20 protein-coding genes are annotated in these 21,801 nt (G+C 71.1%); 13 read left to right on the top strand and 7 right to left on the bottom strand.

What is annotated here, in order from left to right; translation table 11 throughout:
• Positions 1-162: 162 nt before the first annotated feature.
• From ACLHRZ_RS40800 to ACLHRZ_RS40815, 4 genes are all read left to right on the top strand, one after another.
• Positions 163-1,380, top strand: a complete 1,218-nt coding sequence (locus ACLHRZ_RS40800; RefSeq protein ID WP_490423678.1) for an amidohydrolase family protein — start codon at positions 163-165, stop codon at positions 1,378-1,380.
• A 5-nt stretch (positions 1,381-1,385) separates the two neighbouring features.
• Positions 1,386-2,555, top strand: coding sequence for an acyl-CoA dehydrogenase family protein (locus ACLHRZ_RS40805; protein WP_490423679.1), 1,170 nt, complete (start codon positions 1,386-1,388; stop codon positions 2,553-2,555).
• An 8-nt stretch (positions 2,556-2,563) separates the two neighbouring features.
• Positions 2,564-3,625, top strand: a complete 1,062-nt coding sequence (locus tag ACLHRZ_RS40810) for an acyl-CoA dehydrogenase family protein (RefSeq protein ID WP_490423724.1) — start codon at positions 2,564-2,566, stop codon at positions 3,623-3,625.
• A 414-nt stretch (positions 3,626-4,039) separates the two neighbouring features.
• Entirely contained in the window at positions 4,040-4,519 is a 480-nt protein-coding gene (locus ACLHRZ_RS40815; RefSeq protein WP_490423680.1) for an ATP-binding protein, read from the top strand.
• Positions 4,520-4,801: 282 nt separating this feature from the next.
• Here the strand turns inward: ACLHRZ_RS40815 and ACLHRZ_RS40820 are convergent, their stop codons facing one another.
• On the bottom strand, positions 4,802-5,728 hold the full coding sequence (locus ACLHRZ_RS40820; RefSeq protein ID WP_490423681.1) for a cyclase family protein: 927 nt from the start codon (positions 5,726-5,728) through the stop codon (positions 4,802-4,804).
• Positions 5,729-5,811: 83 nt separating this feature from the next.
• Here ACLHRZ_RS40820 and ACLHRZ_RS40825 point away from each other — a divergent pair, with 83 nt between their 5' ends.
• From ACLHRZ_RS40825 to ACLHRZ_RS40845, 5 genes are all read left to right on the top strand, one after another.
• Entirely contained in the window at positions 5,812-6,732 is a 921-nt protein-coding gene (locus ACLHRZ_RS40825) for an SDR family oxidoreductase (protein WP_490423682.1), read from the top strand.
• Between the two features lie 49 nt (positions 6,733-6,781).
• The gene (locus ACLHRZ_RS40830) at positions 6,782-7,954 is read left to right on the top strand and encodes an acyl-CoA dehydrogenase family protein (RefSeq protein WP_490423683.1); all 1,173 of its coding nucleotides are present in this window, start codon (positions 6,782-6,784) and stop codon (positions 7,952-7,954) included.
• Positions 7,951-9,435, top strand: coding sequence for an aldehyde dehydrogenase family protein (locus ACLHRZ_RS40835; RefSeq protein WP_490423684.1), 1,485 nt, complete (start codon positions 7,951-7,953; stop codon positions 9,433-9,435). Before ACLHRZ_RS40830 ends, ACLHRZ_RS40835 begins: the two co-directional genes overlap by 4 nt.
• 42 nt (positions 9,436-9,477) lie before the next feature.
• Positions 9,478-10,551, top strand: coding sequence for an alcohol dehydrogenase catalytic domain-containing protein (locus ACLHRZ_RS40840; RefSeq protein ID WP_490423685.1), 1,074 nt, complete (start codon positions 9,478-9,480; stop codon positions 10,549-10,551).
• A gap of 331 nt (positions 10,552-10,882) precedes the next feature.
• A complete protein-coding gene (locus tag ACLHRZ_RS40845) occupies positions 10,883-12,031 on the top strand; it encodes a hypothetical protein (protein WP_490423686.1) in 1,149 nt (382 codons plus the stop codon).
• 36 nt (positions 12,032-12,067) lie between these two features.
• On the opposite strand, the gene ACLHRZ_RS40850 is transcribed toward ACLHRZ_RS40845, so the two are convergent.
• The 3 genes from ACLHRZ_RS40850 to ACLHRZ_RS40860 form a co-directional block, all read right to left on the bottom strand.
• Positions 12,068-12,712, bottom strand: a complete 645-nt coding sequence (locus ACLHRZ_RS40850) for a flavin reductase family protein (protein ID WP_490423687.1) — start codon at positions 12,710-12,712, stop codon at positions 12,068-12,070.
• Positions 12,713-12,768: 56 nt separating this feature from the next.
• Entirely contained in the window at positions 12,769-13,608 is an 840-nt protein-coding gene (locus ACLHRZ_RS40855) for an enoyl-CoA hydratase/isomerase family protein (protein ID WP_490423688.1), read from the bottom strand.
• 61 nt (positions 13,609-13,669) lie between these two features.
• Positions 13,670-15,892, bottom strand: a complete 2,223-nt coding sequence (locus tag ACLHRZ_RS40860; RefSeq protein ID WP_490423689.1) for an acetate--CoA ligase family protein — start codon at positions 15,890-15,892, stop codon at positions 13,670-13,672.
• A 114-nt stretch (positions 15,893-16,006) separates the two neighbouring features.
• On the opposite strand from ACLHRZ_RS40860, the gene ACLHRZ_RS40865 reads away from it, so the two are divergent.
• A complete protein-coding gene (locus ACLHRZ_RS40865; RefSeq protein WP_490423690.1) occupies positions 16,007-16,426 on the top strand; it encodes a Zn-ribbon domain-containing OB-fold protein in 420 nt (139 codons plus the stop codon).
• An 8-nt stretch (positions 16,427-16,434) separates the two neighbouring features.
• Positions 16,435-17,034, top strand: coding sequence for a GNAT family N-acetyltransferase (locus ACLHRZ_RS40870; protein WP_490423691.1), 600 nt, complete (start codon positions 16,435-16,437; stop codon positions 17,032-17,034).
• On the opposite strand, the gene ACLHRZ_RS40875 is transcribed toward ACLHRZ_RS40870, so the two are convergent.
• Together ACLHRZ_RS40875 and ACLHRZ_RS40880 are read right to left on the bottom strand one after the other, a co-directional pair.
• On the bottom strand, positions 17,012-17,713 hold the full coding sequence (locus tag ACLHRZ_RS40875) for a pyridoxine/pyridoxamine 5'-phosphate oxidase (RefSeq protein WP_490423692.1): 702 nt from the start codon (positions 17,711-17,713) through the stop codon (positions 17,012-17,014). The two genes, ACLHRZ_RS40870 and ACLHRZ_RS40875, sit on opposite strands and share 23 nt — an antisense overlap.
• A 46-nt stretch (positions 17,714-17,759) precedes the next feature.
• Positions 17,760-18,932 carry a thiolase C-terminal domain-containing protein gene (locus tag ACLHRZ_RS40880; RefSeq protein ID WP_490423693.1) on the bottom strand — a complete coding sequence of 391 codons (1,173 nt, stop codon included), beginning with the start codon at positions 18,930-18,932 and terminating at the stop codon, positions 17,760-17,762.
• An 89-nt stretch (positions 18,933-19,021) separates the two neighbouring features.
• Between ACLHRZ_RS40880 and ACLHRZ_RS40885 the strand changes: the two genes are divergently transcribed.
• Positions 19,022-20,224: an acyl-CoA dehydrogenase family protein gene (locus tag ACLHRZ_RS40885; protein WP_490423694.1), complete on the top strand. Its 1,203-nt coding sequence runs from the start codon at positions 19,022-19,024 to the stop codon at positions 20,222-20,224.
• On the top strand, positions 20,224-20,724 hold the full coding sequence (locus ACLHRZ_RS40890; RefSeq protein ID WP_490423695.1) for a nitroreductase family deazaflavin-dependent oxidoreductase: 501 nt from the start codon (positions 20,224-20,226) through the stop codon (positions 20,722-20,724). The genes ACLHRZ_RS40885 and ACLHRZ_RS40890 overlap by 1 nt, the downstream gene beginning before the upstream one ends.
• Before the next feature lie 161 nt (positions 20,725-20,885).
• Here the strand turns inward: ACLHRZ_RS40890 and ACLHRZ_RS40895 are convergent, their stop codons facing one another.
• Positions 20,886-21,533, bottom strand: a complete 648-nt coding sequence (locus tag ACLHRZ_RS40895) for a TetR family transcriptional regulator (protein ID WP_336412973.1) — start codon at positions 21,531-21,533, stop codon at positions 20,886-20,888.
• Positions 21,534-21,801: the final 268 nt, after the last annotated feature.

Below are 21,801 nucleotides of genomic sequence, written 5' to 3' on the forward strand. Positions count from 1 at the left end.
CGAACTGACGGAGCGTCAGATAGGTGGGGAGCGTAGGCGGACGCGCCTTGTGGGTCCAGGGGGCGGGGGCTAGCCTGACTGGCTGCGCTACCTGACGTATCGTCAGATAGCTCCCGGGCCGGCCCCGGTCCCGGCCCCTTGTCCGGCGAGGGAGAAGACGCCATGGATCTTCCGCGCATCGTCAGCGTCGACGACCATGTGATCGAACCCGCCCACCTCTTCGACGCCTGGTTGCCCGCCAAGTACCGCCACCGCGGCCCCCGCCCGCTGACCGCCGGGATCGGCGAACTGCGTTACGTGGGCGGGAAGTACCGCATCACCATGGACCCCGCGGGCTCGCCCGCCGACTGGTGGATCTACGAGGACCTGCAGTTCCCGTACAAGCGCAACATCGCGGCCGTCGGCTTCGATCGCGACGAGATGACCCTGGAGGGCATCACCCGCCAGGAGATGCGCCCCGGCTGCTGGGACCCGGCGGAGCGGCTGAAGGACATGGACCTCAACCATGTCGAGGCGTCCTTGTGTTTCCCCACCTTCCCCCGCTTCTGCGGCCAGACCTTCGCCGAGGCGCGCGACAAGGAGGTCGCCCTCGCCTGCGTGCGCGCCTACAACGACTGGATGACCGAGGAATGGTGCGGCGACAGCAACGGCCGGCTGATCCCGCTGTGCCTGATCCCGCTCTGGGACGTGGACCTGGCCGTCGCCGAGATCCGGCGCAACGCCGCCCGCGGTGTACGGGCCGTGACCTTCAGCGAGATCCCCCCGTACCTCGGACTCCCCAGCATCCACACCGGATACTGGGACCCCTTCTTCGCCGAGTGCCAGGAGACCGCCACCGTCGTCTGCATGCACATCGGCTCCTCCTCGCAGATGCCCGCCGCATCCCCCGATGCGCCCCCGGCCGTCCAGGCCTCGCTGTCCTTCAACAACGCCATGGCCTCGATGACGGACTACCTCTTCAGCGGTGTGCTCGTCCGCTTCCCCCGGCTCAAACTCGCCTATGCAGAGGGACAGATGGGCTGGATCCCCTACGCCCTGGAGCGCGCCGACGACGTCTGGCGAGAGCACCGCGCCTGGGGCGGCGTGCGCGACCTGATCCCCGAGCCCCCCTCCACCTACTACTACCGGCAGATCCACTGCTGCTTCTTCCGCGACAAGCACGGCATCGCCTCGCTCGACGCGGTCGGCCGCGACAACGCCACCTTCGAGACCGACTACCCCCACGTGGACTCGACCTTCCCCCACACCAAGGAGGTCGCCCTCGATCATGTGAGGGGCCTGGACGACGAGACCGTCCGCAAACTCATGCGGGGCAACGCCATCCGGATGCTGGGTCTGGACCTCGACCCCGCCGGCACCTCCGCCCCGTCCGGCAGGTGACTCCCATGGACCTCACCTGCACCGAGGAGGAAGAGGACTTCCGGCAAAGGCTGCGCGCCTGGCTCGCGGACGCCCTGCCCCGGCTGCCCCCTGCGCCGCCCCCGGCCGACTGGCCCGGACGGCGCGCCCACGACTGCGCCTGGCAACGAGCCCTGTACGACGCCGGATTCGCCGGGCTGCACTGGCCCGCCGACGCCGGCGGCCAGGGGGCCACCCCCGCCCAGCACCTGATCTTCCTGGAGGAGTCCGAACTGGCGGGAGCACCCTACGTGGGCGCCAACTTCGTCGGCCTGCTGCACGCCGGACCCACCATCGCCGCCGAGGGGACGGCCGCCCAGCGCGCCCGCTGGCTGCCGCCGATCCTGCGGGGCGAGGAGGTGTGGTGCCAGGGCTTCTCCGAGCCCGAGGCCGGCTCCGACCTCGCCTCCCTGCGCACCCGCGCGACCCGGGACGGCGACGCGTACATCGTTACCGGCAGCAAGATCTGGACCTCGCACGCCGAGGTCGCCGACTGGTGCGAACTGCTCGTGCGCACCGACGACTCGGCTCCCCGACACCACGGGATCTCCTGGCTCGCCCTGCCGATGGACGCCCCGGGCGTCACGGTCCGGCCGCTGCGCACACTGGCCGGATCCGCCGAGTTCGCCGAAGTGCACCTGGACGGGGTGCGGGTGCCGCTCTCATACCGCGTCGGAGCCGAGAACGACGGCTGGCGCGTCACCATGGTCACCCTCTCCTTCGAACGTGGCACCGCCTTCGCGGGCGAGGTCGTCGCCTGCCGCCGCACCCTGCCCCGGCTGGCCGCCAGGGCCAGGGAGAACGGCCGCTGGGACGACCCCGTGCTGCGCCGCCGACTCGGGCGGCTGAACGCGGAGTTCAGTGCACTGTGGCGGCTTGTGCAGTGGAACGTGAGCGCAGCAGGGTACGCGTTGCGCAACGGCGGGAGCGGGGTGCCGGGCACCGGCGGCTCGGTGTTCAAACTGCGCTACTCCCAGGCCCGCCAGGAGCTGTACGACGCGGCCGCCGAGGTCCTCGGCCCTGCCTCGCTGGACGCCGCGCAGGAGTGGACCGCCCAGCGCCTCTCCTCGCTCTCGTACACGATCGCCGCCGGCACCTCCCAGATCCAGCAGAACATCATCGCCGAGCGCATCCTCGGCCTCCCGGGAGGACGGTGACGGCATCCATGGACTTCCGGCTGGACGACGACCAACGGGCCCTGCAGGCGGGGATGCGGAAGCTCCTCGAGCGGAGCTTCCCCCGGGAGCGGTTGCGGGAGGCGGTGGACGCGGAGGAGCAGCAGGGAAGCTGGGGGGTGCAGGGGTCGCAGGGGTCGCAGGGCGCCCAGGAACCCCGGAGGGAGAGCGGCGGGTGGGCCGTCGGCCGGGCGTTGTGGCGGGAGTTGGGCGACGCGGGCTTCTTCGCGCTGCGGCTGCCGGGGCAGGACGGCGGTGTGGGCCTGGGGCTCCCGGAGGCGGTGCTCCTCTTCGAGGAGGCGGGACGGTCCCTGGTGCCCGGACCACTGGTCGCCACGCACCTCGCGGCCGGTCTGGTACCCGGAGCGGCCGAGGGTACCTGCGTAGTGACGGCTCTGGCCGGTCCCGGAATGGCCGAACACCTGGGCGTCGCAGACTCCGTGCTGCTGCTCGACGGCGCAGGGGTCCGGGCGATGACGACGAGCGAGGGAACCGGACCACGGACCCTGGCCGCCCGGCCCGTGCAGTCGGTGGACCCGTTGACGCCTCTGCACGAGGTGCGCCAATTGCCCCCATGCTCGGCAACTCACTGGGTGACGCGTGGAGATGGGAAACGCGTCCACGACGAGGCGACCCTGCTGACCGCGGCCCAGCAACTCGGGAGCGCGCTGTGCACGCTCGACATGGCCGTCCTCCATGCCCGGTCCCGCAGGCAGTTCGGCCGGCCCATCGGGTCCTTCCAGGCCGTGCAACACCTCTGCGCCCGCATGCTCGTACGTGCGGAAATCGCACGCAGTAGCGTGTATGCGGCATCGCTGACCATGGCGGCCTGCGATGTCGCAGGAGCGAAGCTGCTCGCCGACGAGGCAGCCGTCCGTAATGCGCGGGACTGTTTGCAAGTGCACGGCGGCATGGGGTTCACCTGGGACGCGGACGTCCACCTGCATCTCAAGCGTGCCTGGGTCAGGCTCGAGCAGTGGCGGACTCCGGCTGCCGCCGAAGAGGAGTTGGCCGCGGGACTGCCGGCAGGAGACGTGAATGGCGCTGCGTAATCAGAGCGCGGTGAAATGCCTGCCTTGCCATGGAAAAAAGATCACGCTGTGTTGATATCGAGTTGTGTTCTGCGTGTAACTCGTCACGGTGCGGAGTCGGGCCCGGCCTCGGGTAATCTCCCATGGATGCGAGTTGTTCAAGGGCGCAACCATCAAGGCGTTGTCGGCCGGACGATGTCGGGCGTCGGCATGTGCCCAGCTCGCACGGGTGAGGGGAGTCTGTCTCCCTGGTGTTCGAAGCCTCGCGGCGCAGGTCGCACAGCGCGGGCGGCGCATACTCCTTTGCGCCGGAATATGCCCGAAGCTCTTGTTGAGGTAACTGAACGTCAACCATGCTGTCTCAGAAGGGCATCACGTTCCGTGACCCTTTGGAGGCGCGAGGTGTTGTGTCCGCCGGTTCGGGTGGTGTGAGCGGTGCAGGTGCTTCAGATGCAGATGGAGGTCCGGGCCGACCCCGCGGAAGTGGGGCGGGCTCGCAGGTGGGCACGGTCGCGCCTGGCCGGGTCCGGCATAGGGGTCGACGAACCGCTTGCCGAGACGCTGATCCTGCTGATCTCGGAGCTCGTCACCAACGCCGTGGTGCACACGGGCTGTCCGGCAGTCCTGCGGATGCTCTTCCCCGGCGTGGGTGCCTCCATGGGGGCGCCGTCCGGGGGTTGTCCCGGAACCGTCCGTGTCGAGGTGGCCGACAACAGCGCCCGGCCTCCGCGGCGGCGCTGTGCCCGGGGTGATGAAACGGGCGGGAGGGGCCTGGAACTCGTCGACGGTCTCGCCGACCGCTGGGGTTGGACGCCTGAAGGTGCGGGCAAGCGCATCTGGTGCGAGGTCGACCGCCGGGAGCCGCTGTGGACTGGTGCTTTCGAGCCACAACACGCCGCGACAAATGGGGCGTAGTCGACAAAGTCCAGACCAGGTGTTGACGTGAAGTGTTCACGTGATCACCCTTGGATGCAGCGATTCGTTGCGAGGGGACGTCGAGAGGCCCGGGGATCCAGGGTTGCCTTGGCGAGTACGGGTCGCGGCCCGGCGCGACGACAGGGCTGAGGCGCCGGAGGCTGGGTGGCGGCGTGCGGTGCCGTGCTCGGGGTGTGCATCTGTACGCCGCCGTCCGCCCATGACGTGCAGATCGCCTGCAGTGCGGCGTTTCCCGGCCGGCGCGGCCGGTGTCCCGTCGCCTCAGAGCACGGCGACCGGGGCGACGGGGGCTCCCGTTCCCCCGACGAACGGTTCCGGTGCCGCTGACAGCAGGAAGGCGTGGCGCCGCTCCTCGGCGCACGCGGTGGAGAGCTCCTCCAGATTCCAGTTCTGGCCCTGTGGCATCCCCATCTCCACCAGGTGCAGGGCGTGTACGGGCAGCCAGAGGTTCTCGATCTCCGGTGGGATGATCTCGAACGTGAGCGTGTCGTTGGCGACCGCGGCGACATCGCGGGCGTGGAACCACTCGGGCGTGTAGACCGAGAGCCCGGGCGAAGGGAAGCCGTACGCCTCTTTGTTGCCCTCCAGGTAGTGCTGTATCTGCCCGGTCCGCACGAGGACGATGTCGCCCTCCCCGACCGTGGTGCCTGCGAGTTCCTCGGCCGCATCGAGGTCTTCGGGGGTGACGGCATAGCCGCCGTCGAGCCGTTCCATCCCCTTGGCACGGGCGACATCGAGCAGGACGCCGCGGGAGACGACCGGCCCGGCCTTCTCGATACCGCTGAAGGCCGCACGGCCGTGGGCGGTGACGGAGTCCGCCGGACGGCCGTTGTAGAGCCGGCCGCCGTGGGAGACGTGGGCCAGCCCGTCCCAGTGGGTGGCCGCCTGCAGGCCCATGGTCACCACGTCGTCGCTGGTGGCGACCGTTCCCGGGCCGAAGAGCTCTGCATTGACGGACGTCATGGTGTGCAGCGGATTGACCCTGCCGGGAATGAGGCCCGTCTGCACCCCGTCCTGCTGCAGGGGCAGCGCCAGCGGGATCCGGCGGCCGCTGGTCACGGTCGCGGCGGCCCTGCGCACGACATCGTCCGTGATGAGGTTGAGCGTTCCGATCTCGTCGGCCGCTCCCCAGCGCCCCCAGTTGTTGACCCGCTCGGCGATCTCGTGGAACTCGGGCGGCAGCGCCATGGGTTCCCTCCCGGCTCTTGTCTTCCCCGGCCCTCCTCTCCAGAATCTAACGGTCCGTCAGAAGCTGCGGGAAGGGGCGCACCGTGGGGAACTTCTTGGCAGGCAAGGTGGTAGCCGTCACCGGCGCCGGCCGGGGGATCGGCCGGGCCGTTGCCCTGGCCTGCGCTGCCGAGGGGGCACGCGTCGTCGTCAACGACTACGGGGTGTCCCTCGACGGCGAGGAGCCCACCGGCGAGGTTGCCGCCGCCGTGGCCAAAGAGATCGAAGCGGCGGGCGGCGAGGCCGTGGCCGTCACGGACGACATCTCGACCATGGCCGGAGGGCAGCGGATCGCCGACACCGCCCTCGCCCGTTACGGGCGCATCGACGGCGCCGTGTGCGTGGCCGGAATCCTGCGCGAACGCATGCTCTTCAACATGACGGAGGAGGAGTGGGACCCCGTCATCGCCACTCACCTCAAAGGCACGTTCACCGTCTTCCGGGCAGCCTCGGCCGCCATGCGGCGCCAGGGGACCGGGACCCTCATCGGATTCACGAGCGGCAGCCACCAGGGCAGCGTCGCCCAGTCCAACTACGCCTCCGCCAAGGGCGGTGTGATCTCCCTCGTGCGCAGCGCCGCCCTGGGCCTCCACAAGTACGGGGTGACCGCGAACTGTGTTGCCCCCGTGGCCCGTACGCGGATGTCCGCCAAGGTGCCGATGGAACTGACGGAGATCGGCGAACCGGAGGACGTGGCCGCACTCGTCGTCTACCTGCTCAGTGACCGTGCCCGCGCCGAAGGAATCACCGGGCAGGTCTACACCGTGGCCGGCCCCAAGATCGCTGTGTGGGCGCAGCCCCGCGAACTGCGCGCCGCCTATGCCGAGGGCGGCTGGAGCCCCGAGAAGATCGCCGACCTCCTTCCGGGGACGGTCGGCACCGATCCGATGCCGCTGTTGGACCGGCTGCGGGCCATGACGAAGGCGGCCGCGGTGGACGAGCGGCCCAACGCCCAGGACATGTAGGGCGGTTACCGCACTCAGATCCCCGTGAGCCGCGTCGAAGGGAGACGGCATGGACTTCGCCTTCGGTCCGCAGGACGAGGCTCTCCGGGAGGAGGCGCGGGCCTGGCTGGCCGAGCACCTCACCGGGGAGGCCGGGGCGCGCTTCCGGGCCGGCGGCCGCGCCTGGGAACGCGAACTCGGCGCCGGCGGGTGGATCGGCCTCGGCTGGGACCGCACGCAAGGAACCTTCGGCAACCGGTCCGCCACACCGGCCGGACAGATCGTCTGGGCCGAGGAGTACGCCCGCGCCCAGGCACCCGCCCGCCTCGGTCACATGGGCGAGAACCTGCTGGCCCCCACCCTCCTCGCCCACGGCGACGCCGACCAGTGCGCCCGCTTTCTCCCCGGCATCGCCCGCGGCGAGGAGCTCTGGTGCCAGGGCTACAGCGAACCGGGCGCCGGGTCCGACCTCGCCGCCGTCCGCACGGCCGCCACCCGCGCCGACGGCGGCCGCACCTATCGGATCACCGGCCAGAAGATCTGGACCTCCCTCGCCCGCGAGGCCGACTGGTGCTTCGTCCTCGCCCGCAGCACGGAGGGATCGCGGCGCCATCACGGGCTCTCCCTGCTGCTCGTCCCCATGGACCAGCCCAGCCGGATCACCGTCCGCCCGATCCGGCAGATGTCCGGGGACGCCGGATTCAACGAGGTGTTCTTCGACGGCGCCGAGGCCCGCGCCGAGCACCTCGTCGGCGGTGAGGGCAACGGCTGGCGGGTCGCGATGAGCCTGCTCGCCCGGGAGCGGGGAGTGGCCACCCTCGCCCAGCAGATCGGCTTCGCGGCCGAACTGGCCCGTGTCGTCGGCCTTGCCCGGGAGACGGGCGCCGCAGCGGAACCGGTCATGCGCGACCGGCTCGTACGGCAGTGGGCCGAGTTGCAGGGCATGCGCTGGAACGCCCTGCGGAACCTCGGCGCGGGGGACGACCCCGGGGCGGGCGCAGTCGCCAAGCTGCTCTGGGGCGGCTGGCATCGGCGGCTGGGCGAGCTGGCGATGCAGGTGCGCGGTGCGGCCGCCGCCCTCGGGCCGCGCGACTGGGATGCCGCGTACCCCTACGAACTGGACGACCTGCAACGCCAGTTCCTCTTCAGCCGCGCCGACACCATCTACGGCGGTTCGGACGAGATCCAGCGCACCGTGATCGCCGAGCGCGTGCTCGGCCTGCCGAAGGAGCCCCGTCCATGACATCGGCGACACCGGCGGCAACCGCCTACGGGCACTGGATCGGCGGCACATGGCGCGCGCCGGGAAAAGGGCACTATCCAGTTGTCAATCCGGCGACCGAAGAGGTCGTCGGGGTGGCCCCGGAGGCGACTCCCGCCGAAGTCGCCGACGCCGTGACCGCCGCACAGGCCGCTCAGGACGGCTGGTCCCGTACGCCTCCGCGGCAACGCGCAGCTGTACTGGACCGGATGGCGGAACTGATCCTCGAACACGAGGAGGAACTCGTCCCCCTCCTGCAGGCCGAGACGGGCGCGACCCTGCGCGTCACCTCGGCCATGCAACTGCCCACGGCGGCCGAACGCTTCCGGCGCTATGCGCGAGGCGCCCTGGAACCGGAAACCGTCCCCCTCGCGCCCCGGCCCGTCCCGGCGAGCCCGCTCGCGCCCGGCGGCCTGGTCGGCGCCGTGGCCGTGCGCCGCCCCGTGGGCGTGGTCGGCTGCATCACCTCCTACAACTTCCCGGTCGTCAATCTCGCGGGCAAGGTCGCCCCTGCCCTGGCCATGGGCAATACGGTCGTGGCCAAGCCGGCGCCGCAGGACCCCCTCTGCTGTCTGCTCCTGGGCCCGCTCTTCCGGGAGGCCGGCCTCCCGGACGGTGCGTTCAACGTGGTGACCGGTTCGGGGCCCGCCGCCGGTGAGGCGTTGGTGGCCCATCACGGCGTCGGCATGGTCAGCTTCACCGGTTCCACCGCTGTGGGGAAGAAGATCGCCGAGGCCGCGGGGAGGTCGATGAAGCGCACCCTGATGGAGCTGGGCGGCAAGGGTGCTGCCATCGTCCTGGGGGATGCCGACGGAGCGGTGCTCAAGTCGGCGATCGGGGCGGTCGGTTCGGTCTGGTCCTTCCACAGCGGGCAGATCTGCACGGCGCCGGCCCGCGTGCTCGTCCAACGGGCGCTGTACGAACGGGTCGTCGCCGGTCTCCAACGTTACGCTGAGTCACTGCCCGTGGGAAGCCCTGTGGATAACTCCACCGTCGTGGGCCCGTTGATCTCAGCGGCCCACCGCGACCGCGTCGAGGCGTACGTCGCCGGCGCCCGGGCCCAGGGTGCCCGGATCGTCGTCGGCGGCACCCGCCCCGACCTGCGGCCCGGCTTCTACGTGGGTCCCACCCTCATCGCCGACGCCACCCCGGACATGACCGTGGCCCGCGAGGAGATCTTCGGACCCGTCGTCGTCGTCCTCCCCTTCGACGACGAGGATGAAGCGGTGCACATCGCCAACGGCACCCCGTACGGGCTCCACGACTACGTCTTCGGTGCCGACACCGCGCGTGCCTGGGCCCTCGCCGCCCGGCTGACCAGCGGAAACGTCGCCATCAATACGGCCCAGCGGCACCCCGAGACCCCGTTCGGCGGCTTCAAGGAGAGCGGCATCGGCCGGGACGGGGGCTCCTTCGGGCTGCACGCGTACAGCGAACTCCAGTCGGTCGTCTGGTCCTCCTGAGACCGCGTCCGCCAATCCGCGAGGACGAGAGGACAGCCGGGCATGAGAGGTGTCATCTTCGACGGGAAGCAGGCGCGGACGGTCGACGACCTGCAGGTACGCCTGCCGGGGCCCGACGAGGTCCTCGTCTCCGTGGCCGCCGCCGGTCTGTGCCACAGCGATCTGTCGGTCGTCGACGGGGTCATTCCGTTTCCCGTCCCCGTCGTTCTCGGGCACGAGGGCGCGGGCGTCGTCGAGTCCGTCGGAGCAGGCGTCACTCACGTCGCTCCCGGCGATCACGTCGCACTGTCCACACTGGCCAACTGCGGCACCTGCCCCGACTGCGACCGGGGCCGGCCCACCATGTGCCGTGCCTCCATCGGCAGGCCGGGCCGGCCCTTCTCCCGGCCCGGCGAGCGGTTCTTCCAGTTCGCCTCGAGTTCCGTCTTCGCGGAGCGCACCGTGGTCAAGGCGGTCCAGGCCGTCAGGATCCCGGCCGGCATGCCCATGGCCTCGGCCGCGGTCATGGGCTGCGCGGTGCTCACGGGAGTGGGCGCGGCACTCCGGCGCGCCCGGGTCGGGCCGGGCGACTCCGTGGTCGTCATCGGGGCGGGCGGTATCGGGCTCAACGTCCTGCAGGGGGCCCGCATCGCCGGAGCCTCGCCCATTGTCGCTGTCGACGCCAACGCGGCGAAGGGGCCGACGGCCCGGCAGTTCGGGGCGACGCACTTCGTCGACGCATCCGCCGTCCCCGACACCTCCGCCGCCGTGCGGGAGATCCTCCCCGCCGGTGCCGACCACGCCTTCGAGTGCGTCGGCGACACCCGGCTCGTACGGCAGGCGATCGACCTTCTCGACCGGCACGGGCAGGCGGTGCTGCTCGGCGTCCCGGCCTCCGGTGCGGAGGCGTCGTTCCTCGTCTCGTCGATGTATCTCGACAAGTCGATCCTCGGCTGCCGCTACGGTTCATCGCAGCCGCAGCACGACATGACGCTGTACGCACGGTGGTACGGCGAAGGACGGCTCCTGCTGGACGAGCTGGTGTCCGCCGTCTATCCGGTGGAGGAGTTCGGAAAGGCGGCGGATGATGTGCGCCGCGGAGCGGTGACACGGGCGGTGCTGGCCTTCCGGGGATGACGTGCCTGTACCTCCCTGAACGACGAGCCCTCGTCTCCTCTTGTCGCTCCTTCCCTGCCGCCCCTCCCCCTCGACCCCGGCTGTCCTGACAACGTTCCGGTGATCTGCTGCGTCCTACCCCTCGGAAGCCGCTTGCGATCCCTGCTGTGTCTTTGTGCAGCAGGGATCGCTGCGACCGCCGTGCACGCGGCCGGCCAGTACGGCCGGCATCGGACCAAGCGGACTATTCGGCAAGAATGGTCGCCCGGTCGGCAGCCGTGCACGGCCTCGGAACGACCCTCAGCGGAACCTCTCGGCCTCTGGGGGAATCTTTCATTGAGAGAGGGGCGACATGACACAGCAGGCTGAGCCGCACGCCATACCCGACGAGGCGACAAAGGGCGTCGCCCCCGAGACGACCCCTGCGCCCGCGCAGAGTGTGGCGCACCCGGACGGTTTCGGCGCAGCGTTCTGCGCGTCGATGGCCGCGCTCTGTGCGGAGTCGGTGGTCGCCGCGACGATCGGTGTGCTCGTTCTGCTCTCCCGCGAACACGACGGACTGCCCAGCGGTGTCCTCCTGGTCGTCGCCGTGTCTCTCGGGGCTCTGCTGCTCGTCGTCCTGCTCAGCGGATTCGTCACCGCCGCCGCTGTGATGCCTGCACTGGCGCTCGCCCGGCGGGCGGCCGAGCGCCGGGGCGGTACCGACGGGTGGAAGTGGACGCTGGGGGCCGTGCCGGTGGTCGCTGCGGGTGCGGTGGCCGTGTTCGGAGGCATCGCCGCTCTCGGCAGTCTCTCGCTGGCGCATCCGCTTGCGTACCTGCTGTGGTGGTCGTCCCTCACGGCAGTGCTGCTGCCCGCCGCGCTGGTCGCCAGAGTGGCCGCCCGCCGGATCCGGGAGAACCGGACCGGAAGTGTTGCCCGGAGGGTCACACGCAACGGTGCAATCGCATGGTTGGCGGTCGGAGCGGTCGGTGCGACGGTCTACGGGACCGGTCTGGTCAACGTGTACGAGCCGCCCCGGCTCGCCAAGTCGGACCTCGCCGGTACCTGGACGGACGGCCGTGGCGGCACGGTAAGGCTGGAGTCGCACGGGGCCCTGGTCGCCCAGGGCCTCGACAACTACGTGTGGGACGGCACGGGCAAGGACAGGCCGAAGGACTGCGACGGCTCCGGAACATGGACGCCCTTGCCGGACAAGGGGCCGGTCCAGGGCGTCTCCATGCGGATCGGCAGTTGCGAGCTGGCCCGTGACTGGAGCCTCACCGGTACGGAGAAGGAACCCCGGATCTTCCACGAGATAGGCAAGCCGGGCTCGGGCAAGAAGTACGTGCTGACCAAGGTCGTCAAGGGCAGGCACGGCAGCAAGAACCGGCACCGCGACAAGCATCATGACGCGGCCGGGCAGACCGTCGGAGCCGTGCGGCACGAAGAGAACGACCATCACGGTGAGAACGAGCGACACGGCGAGAGCGAGCACCACGGCGCGAAGGGCAAGAAGTAGCGGCCGGGTGCATTGCCCCCGCCTCTCCCGCGCTGTTCAGCACTCGGTGGCGCGCAGTGTCCCGAACGCGCCCCGATGGAAGATCAATGGACCGGCGCCCGCGGCACTTTCATCCGCTCCCAAGGCCTCGACGCGCCCCACGACCACGAGGTGGTCGCCGCCGGTGTGCACCGCGTGGACCGAGCAGTCGACCCAGGCCGGTACATCCGCAAGCCTAGGCGACCCGGTGACGGGGGCGGGCTCGTAGGAAACCCCAGCGAACTTGTCGGCGTTCTGCGCGCTGCTGACCGCGAAGTCCCGGCACAGCGCCTCCTGTCCGGCGCCGAGGATGCTGGCGCAGAAGACCCCGGCGCGGGCGATGCGGGGCCAGGACGCGGAGGTCCGGGCCACCATGAACACGACGAGCGGCGGGTCGAGGGACAGCGAGGCGAAGGACTGGCAGGCGAAGCCGGCGGGCGGTTCACCTTCGGCTCCCGGTGCGGCGATCACGGTGACGCCGGAGGCGAAATGGCCCAGGACGCGCCGGAATTCGGCGGGGTCCGGCGGAGGAGGTTCGTCCGCCCGCACGGCCCGGAGCTCCGGCCGGGGCAGTGGGTCGACGGGCGGCGGCACGGACACCGGCGCCCCCTTCCGGCGCAAGTGGCGCACGGCGGCTGCGGCCATCCCCGCGTGTCCCATCATGCAGCCATTGAAAGTGACGTCGCGTCAGATCGGAAGTCCCCTCCCCGAACGCTTCGTCACCGCCCCCGGTAGACGGGTGGGCGGCGTTCTGTGAAGGCGCGGACGCCTTCGGCCGCGTCCGCAGTCGTCGCGTTGACCTCCTGGGCTGCCGCCTCGGCGGCGAACGCGGCGCTGCGGTCGGCGTCGAGCGAGGAGTTGACCAGCTGTTTCGTCAGGGCGAGGGCCCGGGTCGGCCCGGCCGCGAGCCGCTCGGCCCACGTCACGGCGGTGTCGGCCAGTTTCCCGTCCGGCACCACACGATTCACCAGACCGAGTCGTTCCGCTTCGGCGGCGGACAGTGTGTCGCCGAAGAACATCAGCTCCTTCGTCTTCTGCAACCCCACCAGGCGCGGCAGGAGGTAGGCCCCGCCGCCGTCCGGAACCAGGCCGCGGCGGACGAACGCCTCGGTGAACCGGGCGGATTCGGCGGCCAGAACGAGGTCGCAGGCCAGCGCGAGATGGACGCCGAGGCCCGCGGCGACCCCGTTCACGGCGGCGATCACGGGCTTCTCGCAGTCCAGGACCGCCGCGATCAGCCGCTGCGCACCGAGGCGGATGGTACGGGCCACATCACCCGGAATGCGCTCGGAAGAGGCGTTTGCCGCCCCGGAACGGAGGTCGGCTCCGGAGCAGAACCCCCGGCCCGCTCCGGTGATCACCACGGCTCCCACGTCCGGATCGGCGGAGGCCCGGGCGAGATCTGAAATCAACTGTTCTCGCAGGTCAGGGGTGATGGCGTTGAGCGTGTGCGGGCGGTTGAGGGTGATCCGGGCAACGCCGTTGTCAGTGGGGTGCAGTACCAATGACTCATCCGATGCAAAGGGGCCGGGGGGCCCTTCACGGGGGGAGAGGTCCATGGGGGAGCTCCTAGTCCTGCGGGCGGTCGTGCACGGTCCGTTCGGGGGCGTGCATGCCGCGTCAGCGGCAGAGGACCAGCGCGTCGAGGGCCACCGCGCCCTGGCCGCGGTCGAGTACCACGAGCGGGTTGATGTCCAACTCGGCGATGCTGTCGCCCACTTCCAGCGCCATGCGCTGGACGCGCAGGACGGTCTCGACGAGGGCGTCCGTGTCGGCGGGCGGGCGTCCCCGGACGCCGTCCAGCAGGGCCCGCCCGCGCAGTTCGCCGATCATCGCGCGGGCGTCGCCCTCGCCGAACGGCGGGATGCGCACGGCCGTGTCGTCCAGGACCTCGATCAGCACGCCGCCCAGCCCTACGGTCACGGTGGGGCCGAAGACACGGTCGTGCGTGATGCCGACGGCCGTCTCGATGCCGCGCCCGATCATCTGGCAGACGAGGATGCCGTCCAGCGGAAGGTCTTCGAAGCGGGCGATGTCGGTGAGTTCGCGATAGGCGTCGCGGACCTGGCTGGCCGAGGTCAGGCCGATCCTGACCAGGCCGAGCTCCGACTTGTGGGCGAGCTGCGGGGCCGAGGCCTTCATGACGACGGGGTAGCCGATCTGGCCCGCCGCCCGGACGGCCGCGGCAGCGCTGGTCACCAGGTGTTCGCGGGGGACGCGTATGCCGTACGCCCGCAGGAGCTGCTTCGCCGCATGCTCGCTGAGCTGCTCGCCCGGGCGCAGGAGAGCCCGTGCCTTGCTTGCCGAAGGAGACGGGACGCGTGGTGCTTCGTCGAAGGGGGAGCGGTAGCCGGTGGTGAAGCGGTGGTGGCCGAGGTAGGCGCGGATGGCGGTGATGCAGTTCGAGAAGGTGCGGAAGGTGGAGACGCGCGAGGAGCCGAGCAGGGTGGTGCGGTAGGCGTCCTCCGTGCCGACGGGGGATCCCCACACCACGCAGACCGGCTTGTCCGTCGCCTCCGCCGCGTCCACGAGGTCCTGTGCGAGCCGGTCGCTGAGGGGAGGGAAGGGGCCCGTGATGGGGCAGACGAGGACGCCGACGGACGGATCGGCGAGCAGCGCGTCGATGATCCTGCGGCCGCGCGCGTCGCCCACGGGATGGCCGCCGCAGTCGACGGGGTTGGCCACGCTCAGGTCCCGGGGTATCCACTGGTGCAGTTCGTCCTGCTTGGCGGGGGACAGTACGGGCAGGTCGAGGCCGGCGGCGGTGGCGAGGTCCGCGAAATGGGCGCCTGTGCCGCCCGAGATCGCATACACGGCCACCCCGCGGGCCCGGGGCGGCCGGGCGCGGGCGAGGAGCGCCGCGGTGTCCTGGAGCTCGTCCAGCCCGTCGACGCGGATCACGCCGAACTGCCGCATGGCCGCGTCCACCACGTCGTCCGCTCCCGTCAGCTTGCCGGTGTGGGAGGCGGCGGTGCGGGCGCCGGTCTCCGTACGGCCGACCTTGACGGCGACGACCGGCACTTTGCGGCGGGCCGCCCGGTCGGCCGCGAGGAGAAAGGAGCGGCCGTCCTTGATCCCCTCCACATAGGCGGCGATGGCGCCGGTCTCGGGCCGGCCGGCGAACCAGGAGATGAAGTCGGAGCACTCCAGGTCCGCCTCGTTGCCGGTCGGGGCCCAGTGCGAGAGCCGGATGCCCAGCTCCTGCAGGGCGAAGACGGGCCGGCCCTGGTGGCCTGACTGGGTGATCAGTGCGATGGCCGGACCGTCCAGGTCGTCGCGGAAGCGCTCGAAGGCGTTGAGGTTGGTGTTGGGGCCGAGGAGCCGGGTGCCCGTCCCGCGGACGGCGGCGGCGAGCCGGGCCTGGGCCGCGGCTCCTTCGGCGCCGGCCTCGGCGAAGCCGGAGGCGAAGACGACGGCGAAACCTGCCTTGTGGTCGGCGAGTTCACGGATGCAGGGAAGGGGGTCACCCACGAGTACGGCGGCGACGTCGACGGGTTCGGGCAGGTCCTGGACGGAGCGGTGGCAGGGGAGGCCGAAGACGGTGGTGCGCGTGGGGTGCACGAGGTGGATACGGGCGTCGACGCGTCCGGCCCAGCCGATCAGCTGCGCGGTGACGGTCCTGCCGGGCCGCCCCTCGGCGTCCGAGGCGCCGACGACGGCCACGGTCCGGGGCCGGAAGAGCCGCTCCAGGTCGGGGACTTCGGCATGCAGGGGGCGGCCGCTGACGTCCGTCTCCCGCTCGTCGGCGGTGCCGTGGACGGCCGGTCCGGGACGCTCGCCGCAGGCCGCCACACGGGCCGGGCGGGAGGTGGTGGTGAGGGTGCCATGAGTCGATCCGAGCATCGTTCTCGCCCACTCCTGCTCGTTGGCCGATAAGCTGACGTGCAATCAGGCTACAGATCTGATGGACCGTCAGGAATGGGCCGTCCGCGAACGGCCCGTGAAGGGAGGCCTGACGTGGAGGGACGGCTGCGCGCCGATGTCCCGGAGGTCGACGACTTCACCAGGACCTACTGGGATGCCGCCGCGGAAGAGCGGTTGCTCATCCGCCGCTGCCGCGCCGCCGGCTGCGGCAGGGCGCACCACTACCCGCGGGAGTTCTGCCCGTGCTGCTGGAGCGACGACGTCGTCTGGGAGGAGGCCTGCGGCCGCGCCACGCTCCACACCTGGTCCGTCGTCCATGTCAACGACCTGCCGCCCTTCGGATCCCGGCTGCCCTACGTCCCCGCCGTCGTCTCCCTCGCCGAGGGGCCGCGCATGACGACCGAGGTGACAGGCTGCCCGGAGGAATCGCTCCGCGTGGGCATGGAGCTCGCCGTCGCCTTCCGCAGGGATCCGGAACTCGCCCTGGTGATACCGGTGTTCCGGGCGTGTTGAATGTACACATGATGGAACCCAAGGCACTGGATCCGGTCTGGCTCGGTGAGTACGACCTGCTGCTGCGCCCCTGGGAGCCACGGGATCTCGGCGCCGTGCTGCGCGGCATATCGGACCCCGACTTCCGCCGCTGGAACGCCGTCACCGTGCCCGCTCCGGACGAGGAGGGCGCGCGAGAGTTCCTCGAACGGCGCGCGGCGGGCTGGCGGATGGGGGACCAGGCCTCCTTCGCGATCACCACGGAGGACGACGGGTTCCGCGCCGTCGTGGGCCACGTGGGGCTCGCGATGATCGACCCCATGCTGAGGTCCGCCCGCGTCGCGTACTGGGTCCTGCCCGAGCACCGGGGCCGCGGCTATGCCTCCCGCGCCCTGGAGACCGTCACGCGCTGGGCGTTCCGGGGCGAGCTCCGGCTGCACCGGGTCGAGTTGGGCCATGTCCTGCCCAACCGCGCCTCATGCCGCGTCGCCGGGCACTGCGCGTTCGCCTACGAGGGCACGATGCGTGGCGCGCTGCCGGGCGTCGACGGCCGGATGTGGGACGTGCACCTCCACGCCCGGCTCGCCACCGACCCGGCGCCCGATCTCACGGCCACAGCAGCCCCGTAGTCCAGGAGCCCGTGCCCGTACGGCGGTAGACGAGGCGCACGTGCCGGCGCCGTGCGTCCCCCTGGAAGAACTCGACCTCGTCGGCGGCGAGGACGTACAGCGTCCAGCTGTCCACCGGGGCGTCCGGGTCGCGGTGTGCCCGCTCCCAGGCCGCATCCGAGGCCCGCTCCAGTTCTGCGTACGAGGGCAGCTCCTCGCTCTGGTGCCCCACCAGGGCGGCGGCCAGCGCGCCGGGCGACCGCTTGCCCAGGTCCGCGCGGCTCTCCGCCGCGTCCGCAGCCGTCACCGTGCCCCGGACGCGCACTTGCCGCCCGACCGTCGGCCAGTAGAAGCCCAGGGCCGCCTCGGGGCGTGCCGCCAGCTCGCGCCCCTTGCGACTGGTGCGGTGGGTGGCGAAGTGCCAGCCGCGCTCGTCGGCGTCGTGCAGCATCACCGTCCGCACGGACGGGCGGCTGGCGGCATCGGCGGTGGCCAGGCTCATGGTGTGCGGCTCGGGGGTGCCCGCGCGGGCCGCTTCGGACAGCCACTGCCGGAAGAGCGGCAGCGGGTCGTCCGGTGCCGTGGCCGGGTCGAAGCGCGGCAGTTCTGTGTCCCACACGGGAAGGGAGCGCAGGAGGCGCCGGAAGGACTCCTGCTGCTCGTCCTGTTCCTGCTGCCCGGCGTCCGGCACGTTGCTCATGTACCCATCCAACAGCAGGCGGTGGGCAGGCCGCGTGCCGGGCCGGTCAGCCGCGCCCGAGGACCACTGTGCCGGACGAGCAGAACCAGCCGCCCGTGCCCGACGCCACGGCGAGCTGCGGCAGCCGTCCTCCACTCCTGCGGACCTGGCGTCCCTCCTCCGCTTCGCCGCGCAGCTGCCGCACCGCCTCGACGATCAGGAACAGCCCCCGCATCCCGGGATGGCAGGCGGACAGCCCTCCGCCGTCGGTGTTGACCGGCAGTGCACCACCGGTCGTCAGCCTGCCGCCCACGGCGAACGCTCCGCCCTCGCCCTTCGGGCAGAAGCCGAGGTCTTCCAGCGTCACGAGCGTCATGTACGTGAACGCGTCGTACAGCTCGGCCACGTCGATCTCCTGCGGCGTCACGCCCGCCTGCCCGAAGGCCGTCCGCCCGGAGACCGCAGCGGGGGAGACCGTGAAGTCCTCCCACTCCGACATCGTCATGTGCGACACCGCCGTACCGGCACCCAGCACCCACACCGGCTGCTTAGCCGTGTCCGGCACGTACTCCTCGGCAGCCAGCAGCACGGCGCAGCCCCCGTCCGACCTTATGCAGCAGTGCAGTTTGGTGAACGGGTCAGCTATCAGCGGGCTGTTGAGAACGTCGTCTATGGTGATCGGGGCGCGGTACAGGGCGTGGGGATTGCAGGCTGCGTTGGCGCGGGTTTGAACGGCGATGTCGGCCAACTGCTGCACGGTTGTGCCGTACTGGTGCATGTGACGCCGGGCCGCCATGGCGTACTTGGCGACGATCGTGTGACCGTACGGTGCCTCGAACTGTGCGGGCCCGCGAGCGCCGAAGGCGAGATTGGCGGTGCGCCGGCCGGCCTTGATGTCGGCGCGTGCGGTGGAGCCGTACACGAGGAGGACGGCGTTCGCGTGGCCTGCCGCGATGGCGTCCGCCGCGTGGGCGGCCATCACCTCCCAGGTGCTGCCGCCGACGGAGGTCGAGTCCACCCAGGTGGGCCGCAGGCCCAGATACTCCGCGACGTCGACGGGCGCGAGCGTGCCGAGGCCCGTGGAGGCGAAGCCGTCGACGACGCTCCTGTCGAGACCGGAGTCGGCGAGGGCACGGCGCGCGGCCTGGGCGTGCAGGGCGTAGGGCGTGACGGTGTCGAGGCGGCCGCAGTCCGAGAGCGCGACACCGACGACGGCGACCTTGCGTCGGCCTGAAGACATAGATCTGACGGTACATCAGATCTGCTCTGGGAAAGTGGGCTTCCCCTCGCCATAATGCCCGCCGTCGGATCGGACGAGGGGAGTCCGCGATGGATGCCCGGCTCAGCCGCGAGCAACAGGAAATCTGCAGCACCCTGCGGGAGTTGCTGCAGAAGCATGCCTCCTCCGAGCAAGTCCGGGCCGCGGTCCGGAGCCGGGCCGGGTACGACGCCGTGCTCTGGCGGCTGCTCGGTTCGTCCCCGGGCCTGGCCGGCCTGGCAGTGGACGAGAGATACGGCGGAACGGGCTGCGGAACCCTTGAACTCGCCCTCGCGGCCGAGGAGACGGGCCGGGTCCTGCTGCCGTCCCCTCTCCTGTCCACAGCAGTGCTCACCGTGCCGCTGGTCACCGCGCTCGGTACGCCGCAGCAGCGCGCGCAACTGCTGCCGCGCCTGGCCTCCGGCGAGCTCACGGGAGCGCTCGTCCTGCCCGGCACCACGCTGACGGCGGCGCTCGGTCTCACCGGGCCGGACGACGGCACCTGGGCCGGGGACGGGCGAGCAGGAGGGGTGCAGGCGCGGCACACCGCCGACGGCTGGCGGCTGTACGGGGAGGCCGGGCAGGTGCTCGACGGCCACAGTGCGGGGCTGCTGATCGTCGCCGCACACACCGGCGGATACGCCCGCAGCCGTACGTGCCTGTTCGTCGTACGTCCGGACAGCGCGCATGCTGTGGCCCGTACACGCCTGACCGCACTGGACGAGACACGGCCGCAGGCCCGGATCGAGCTGCGGGACGCCGACGCGGAACCGCTCGGTACCGGCGAGGCGCCGACGGCCCTCGCAGCGCTCGGCGGCAGCGCGGCTCCCGTACTGGCTGCAGAGGCGGTGGGCGCGGCAGAGCGGGCCCTTGAGAAGACCGTGGAGCACGCGCGCGTACGCGAACAGTTCGGCAGACCGATCGGATCGTTCCAGGCCGTCAAGCACCGGCTGGCGGATCTCCATGTGACCGTTCAGGCCGCGCGTTCGGCGGTGTACTACGCAGCCTGGGCCGCGGCCGGTGCCGCACGGGGGCGGGCCGTCGGGGCGCTCGCGCTCGCCCAGGCCCTGGAGGCCCAGTGGCGGGTGGCGGGCGAGGCCGTCCAACTGCACGGAGGTATCGGAGTGACGTGGGAACACGATGTGCAGCTGTACTTCAAACGAGCGGCTTCCGACGAGCTGCTGTTCGGGCCCGTGCACCGGTTGAGGGCCCATGCGGCCGAACTGGCGGGTCTGTTTGACGTTTCGGAGGGCCGGGAAGCGGTGGTGCTGTGATGCCTGTAGTCGAACGCTTGGTGCAGAAGGTCTCCTCCACCCGCTCGTTCGCACGAATCGCACCGCACTGTGTACCGGCCCTGGACCGCACGGTGCACCGTCTGACGGGCGGAAGGCTGCTGCTGAGCACGAAGTTGCTACCGGGCCTCGTCCTGACGTCCACAGGGGCGAAGACCGGGCAGCGGAGGCGGACACCGCTCGCCTGCATGCCGGACGACGGCCGCGACGGCACGGGCGAGGGATGGGTTCTCGTCGGCAGCAACTTCGGCCGTCCCGGCCACCCCGCCTGGTCGGCAAATCTGCTGGCCCACCCGGACGCGGAGATCAGCTGGAAAGGGGATGACATCCCCGTGCACGCACGGCTGCTGCAGGGAGCGGAACGGGAGACGGTCTGGGCGGCGCTGCTGAGGTTCTGGCCGCCGTACGGGCGCTATCAGGCGCGCGTGGAACGGGAGATCAGGCTCTTCCGGCTGGACCGGCGGCACGCGCAGGGCCGGTGAGTCCTGTCCGCCGTGAGTGCGGCCGTGAGTGCGGCGCGGCGGGCCGCCCGGGGCCGTGCCCGGGCGGCCCGCCGCCGCGATGACAGGACGCGCGAGAGTGATGCGCGAGAGAGGTGTGGGCGGACAGGCCTGCAAGACGGCCTGCAACGCGCCTACTTCATCTACTTCGTCGGCTTCTTGCCGGTGATGCCCAGATGGACGAGCAGGGCGAGGTTCGGCTTGAGCTCGGCCTGCTTGACGCCCCAGCTCTGGAAGCCCTTCTGGTGGGAGGCCACGGCGGCGAGCATGGCGACGAGCGAGCCGGCGACGGCCGCCGGGCTGACGTCCTTGTCTACCTTGCCCTTGGACTGGAGCTCCTTGACGGAGTCCGTCAGGGAGTTGGTGACCGCGTTGAGGATCTTCATGCGGATCTTGTAGAACCGCTTGTCGCCCTCGGCCGCGCCCAGATCGACGACGCGCAGAATCGCATCGTGTTTGCGCCAGAACCCGAGGAATCCGTCCACCAGTTCCTCGGCCGCCTGCCAGCCGGACTTGCCGACCCAGGAGCGTCCGGCGACGAGTTCGGTGAGGCTCGCGCCCTCCTTCGCCATTTCCTCGGCGATTTCGAGGACGGCTCCCTCGACGTCTGGGAAGTACTGGTAGAAGGTCGCCGGCGAGGTGCCGGCCCGGCGGGCGACATCGATGACCTTGACGTCGCGGTAGGGCGAGGAGCTGAGCATTTCGCCGAGGCAGTCGAGCAGCTTCTGCCGCGTCGCCTGGCCTCGCCGGCCGGCCACCCGGCCGTCGACGGTGCGTACTTGTCCTGTCATGCCGTCAGCTTACCGAGGGGTGATCGGAGCGCGATTCGGCCGCATGCAAATGGGGGCGGGGGTGCGCGATGGTGTGTATCGGCAGGTCGGATGGGGTGTGAAGGGGTATGGAGACGGCCGGAGCGGATTGGCCCGTACCGGTGAATTGTCCTATCGACAAGCTGTGGACAACCGCGTCACCCGCCCATTCCCCGGTTATCCACAGGCCGAGCGAGAACGGCCCTCCGCCGATACCGTGACAGCTGGGCGCAACCTGCCGGGAGACAGC

The sequence above is a fragment of the Streptomyces sp. AM25 genome (assembly GCF_058146165.1).

Excerpts from the sequence above, each read along its gene's own strand:
- ACLHRZ_RS40800 (WP_490423678.1), top strand. The coding sequence starts at position 163 with ATGGATCTTCCGCGCATCGTCAGCGTCGACGACCATGTGATCGAACCC.
- ACLHRZ_RS40805 (WP_490423679.1), top strand. The coding sequence starts at position 1,386 with ATGGACCTCACCTGCACCGAGGAGGAAGAGGACTTCCGGCAAAGGCTG.
- ACLHRZ_RS40810 (WP_490423724.1), top strand. The coding sequence starts at position 2,564 with ATGGACTTCCGGCTGGACGACGACCAACGGGCCCTGCAGGCGGGGATG.
- ACLHRZ_RS40820 (WP_490423681.1), bottom strand. The coding sequence starts at position 5,728 with ATGGCGCTGCCGCCCGAGTTCCACGAGATCGCCGAGCGGGTCAACAAC.
- ACLHRZ_RS40830 (WP_490423683.1), top strand. The coding sequence starts at position 6,782 with ATGGACTTCGCCTTCGGTCCGCAGGACGAGGCTCTCCGGGAGGAGGCG.
- ACLHRZ_RS40835 (WP_490423684.1), top strand. The coding sequence starts at position 7,951 with ATGACATCGGCGACACCGGCGGCAACCGCCTACGGGCACTGGATCGGC.
- ACLHRZ_RS40840 (WP_490423685.1), top strand. The coding sequence starts at position 9,478 with ATGAGAGGTGTCATCTTCGACGGGAAGCAGGCGCGGACGGTCGACGAC.
- ACLHRZ_RS40845 (WP_490423686.1), top strand. The coding sequence starts at position 10,883 with ATGACACAGCAGGCTGAGCCGCACGCCATACCCGACGAGGCGACAAAG.
- ACLHRZ_RS40850 (WP_490423687.1), bottom strand. The coding sequence starts at position 12,712 with ATGATGGGACACGCGGGGATGGCCGCAGCCGCCGTGCGCCACTTGCGC.
- ACLHRZ_RS40855 (WP_490423688.1), bottom strand. The coding sequence starts at position 13,608 with ATGGACCTCTCCCCCCGTGAAGGGCCCCCCGGCCCCTTTGCATCGGAT.
- ACLHRZ_RS40860 (WP_490423689.1), bottom strand. The coding sequence starts at position 15,892 with ATGCTCGGATCGACTCATGGCACCCTCACCACCACCTCCCGCCCGGCC.
- ACLHRZ_RS40870 (WP_490423691.1), top strand. The coding sequence starts at position 16,435 with ATGATGGAACCCAAGGCACTGGATCCGGTCTGGCTCGGTGAGTACGAC.
- ACLHRZ_RS40875 (WP_490423692.1), bottom strand. The coding sequence starts at position 17,713 with ATGAGCAACGTGCCGGACGCCGGGCAGCAGGAACAGGACGAGCAGCAG.
- ACLHRZ_RS40880 (WP_490423693.1), bottom strand. The coding sequence starts at position 18,932 with ATGTCTTCAGGCCGACGCAAGGTCGCCGTCGTCGGTGTCGCGCTCTCG.
- ACLHRZ_RS40885 (WP_490423694.1), top strand. The coding sequence starts at position 19,022 with ATGGATGCCCGGCTCAGCCGCGAGCAACAGGAAATCTGCAGCACCCTG.
- ACLHRZ_RS40890 (WP_490423695.1), top strand. The coding sequence starts at position 20,224 with ATGCCTGTAGTCGAACGCTTGGTGCAGAAGGTCTCCTCCACCCGCTCG.
- ACLHRZ_RS40895 (WP_336412973.1), bottom strand. The coding sequence starts at position 21,533 with ATGACAGGACAAGTACGCACCGTCGACGGCCGGGTGGCCGGCCGGCGA.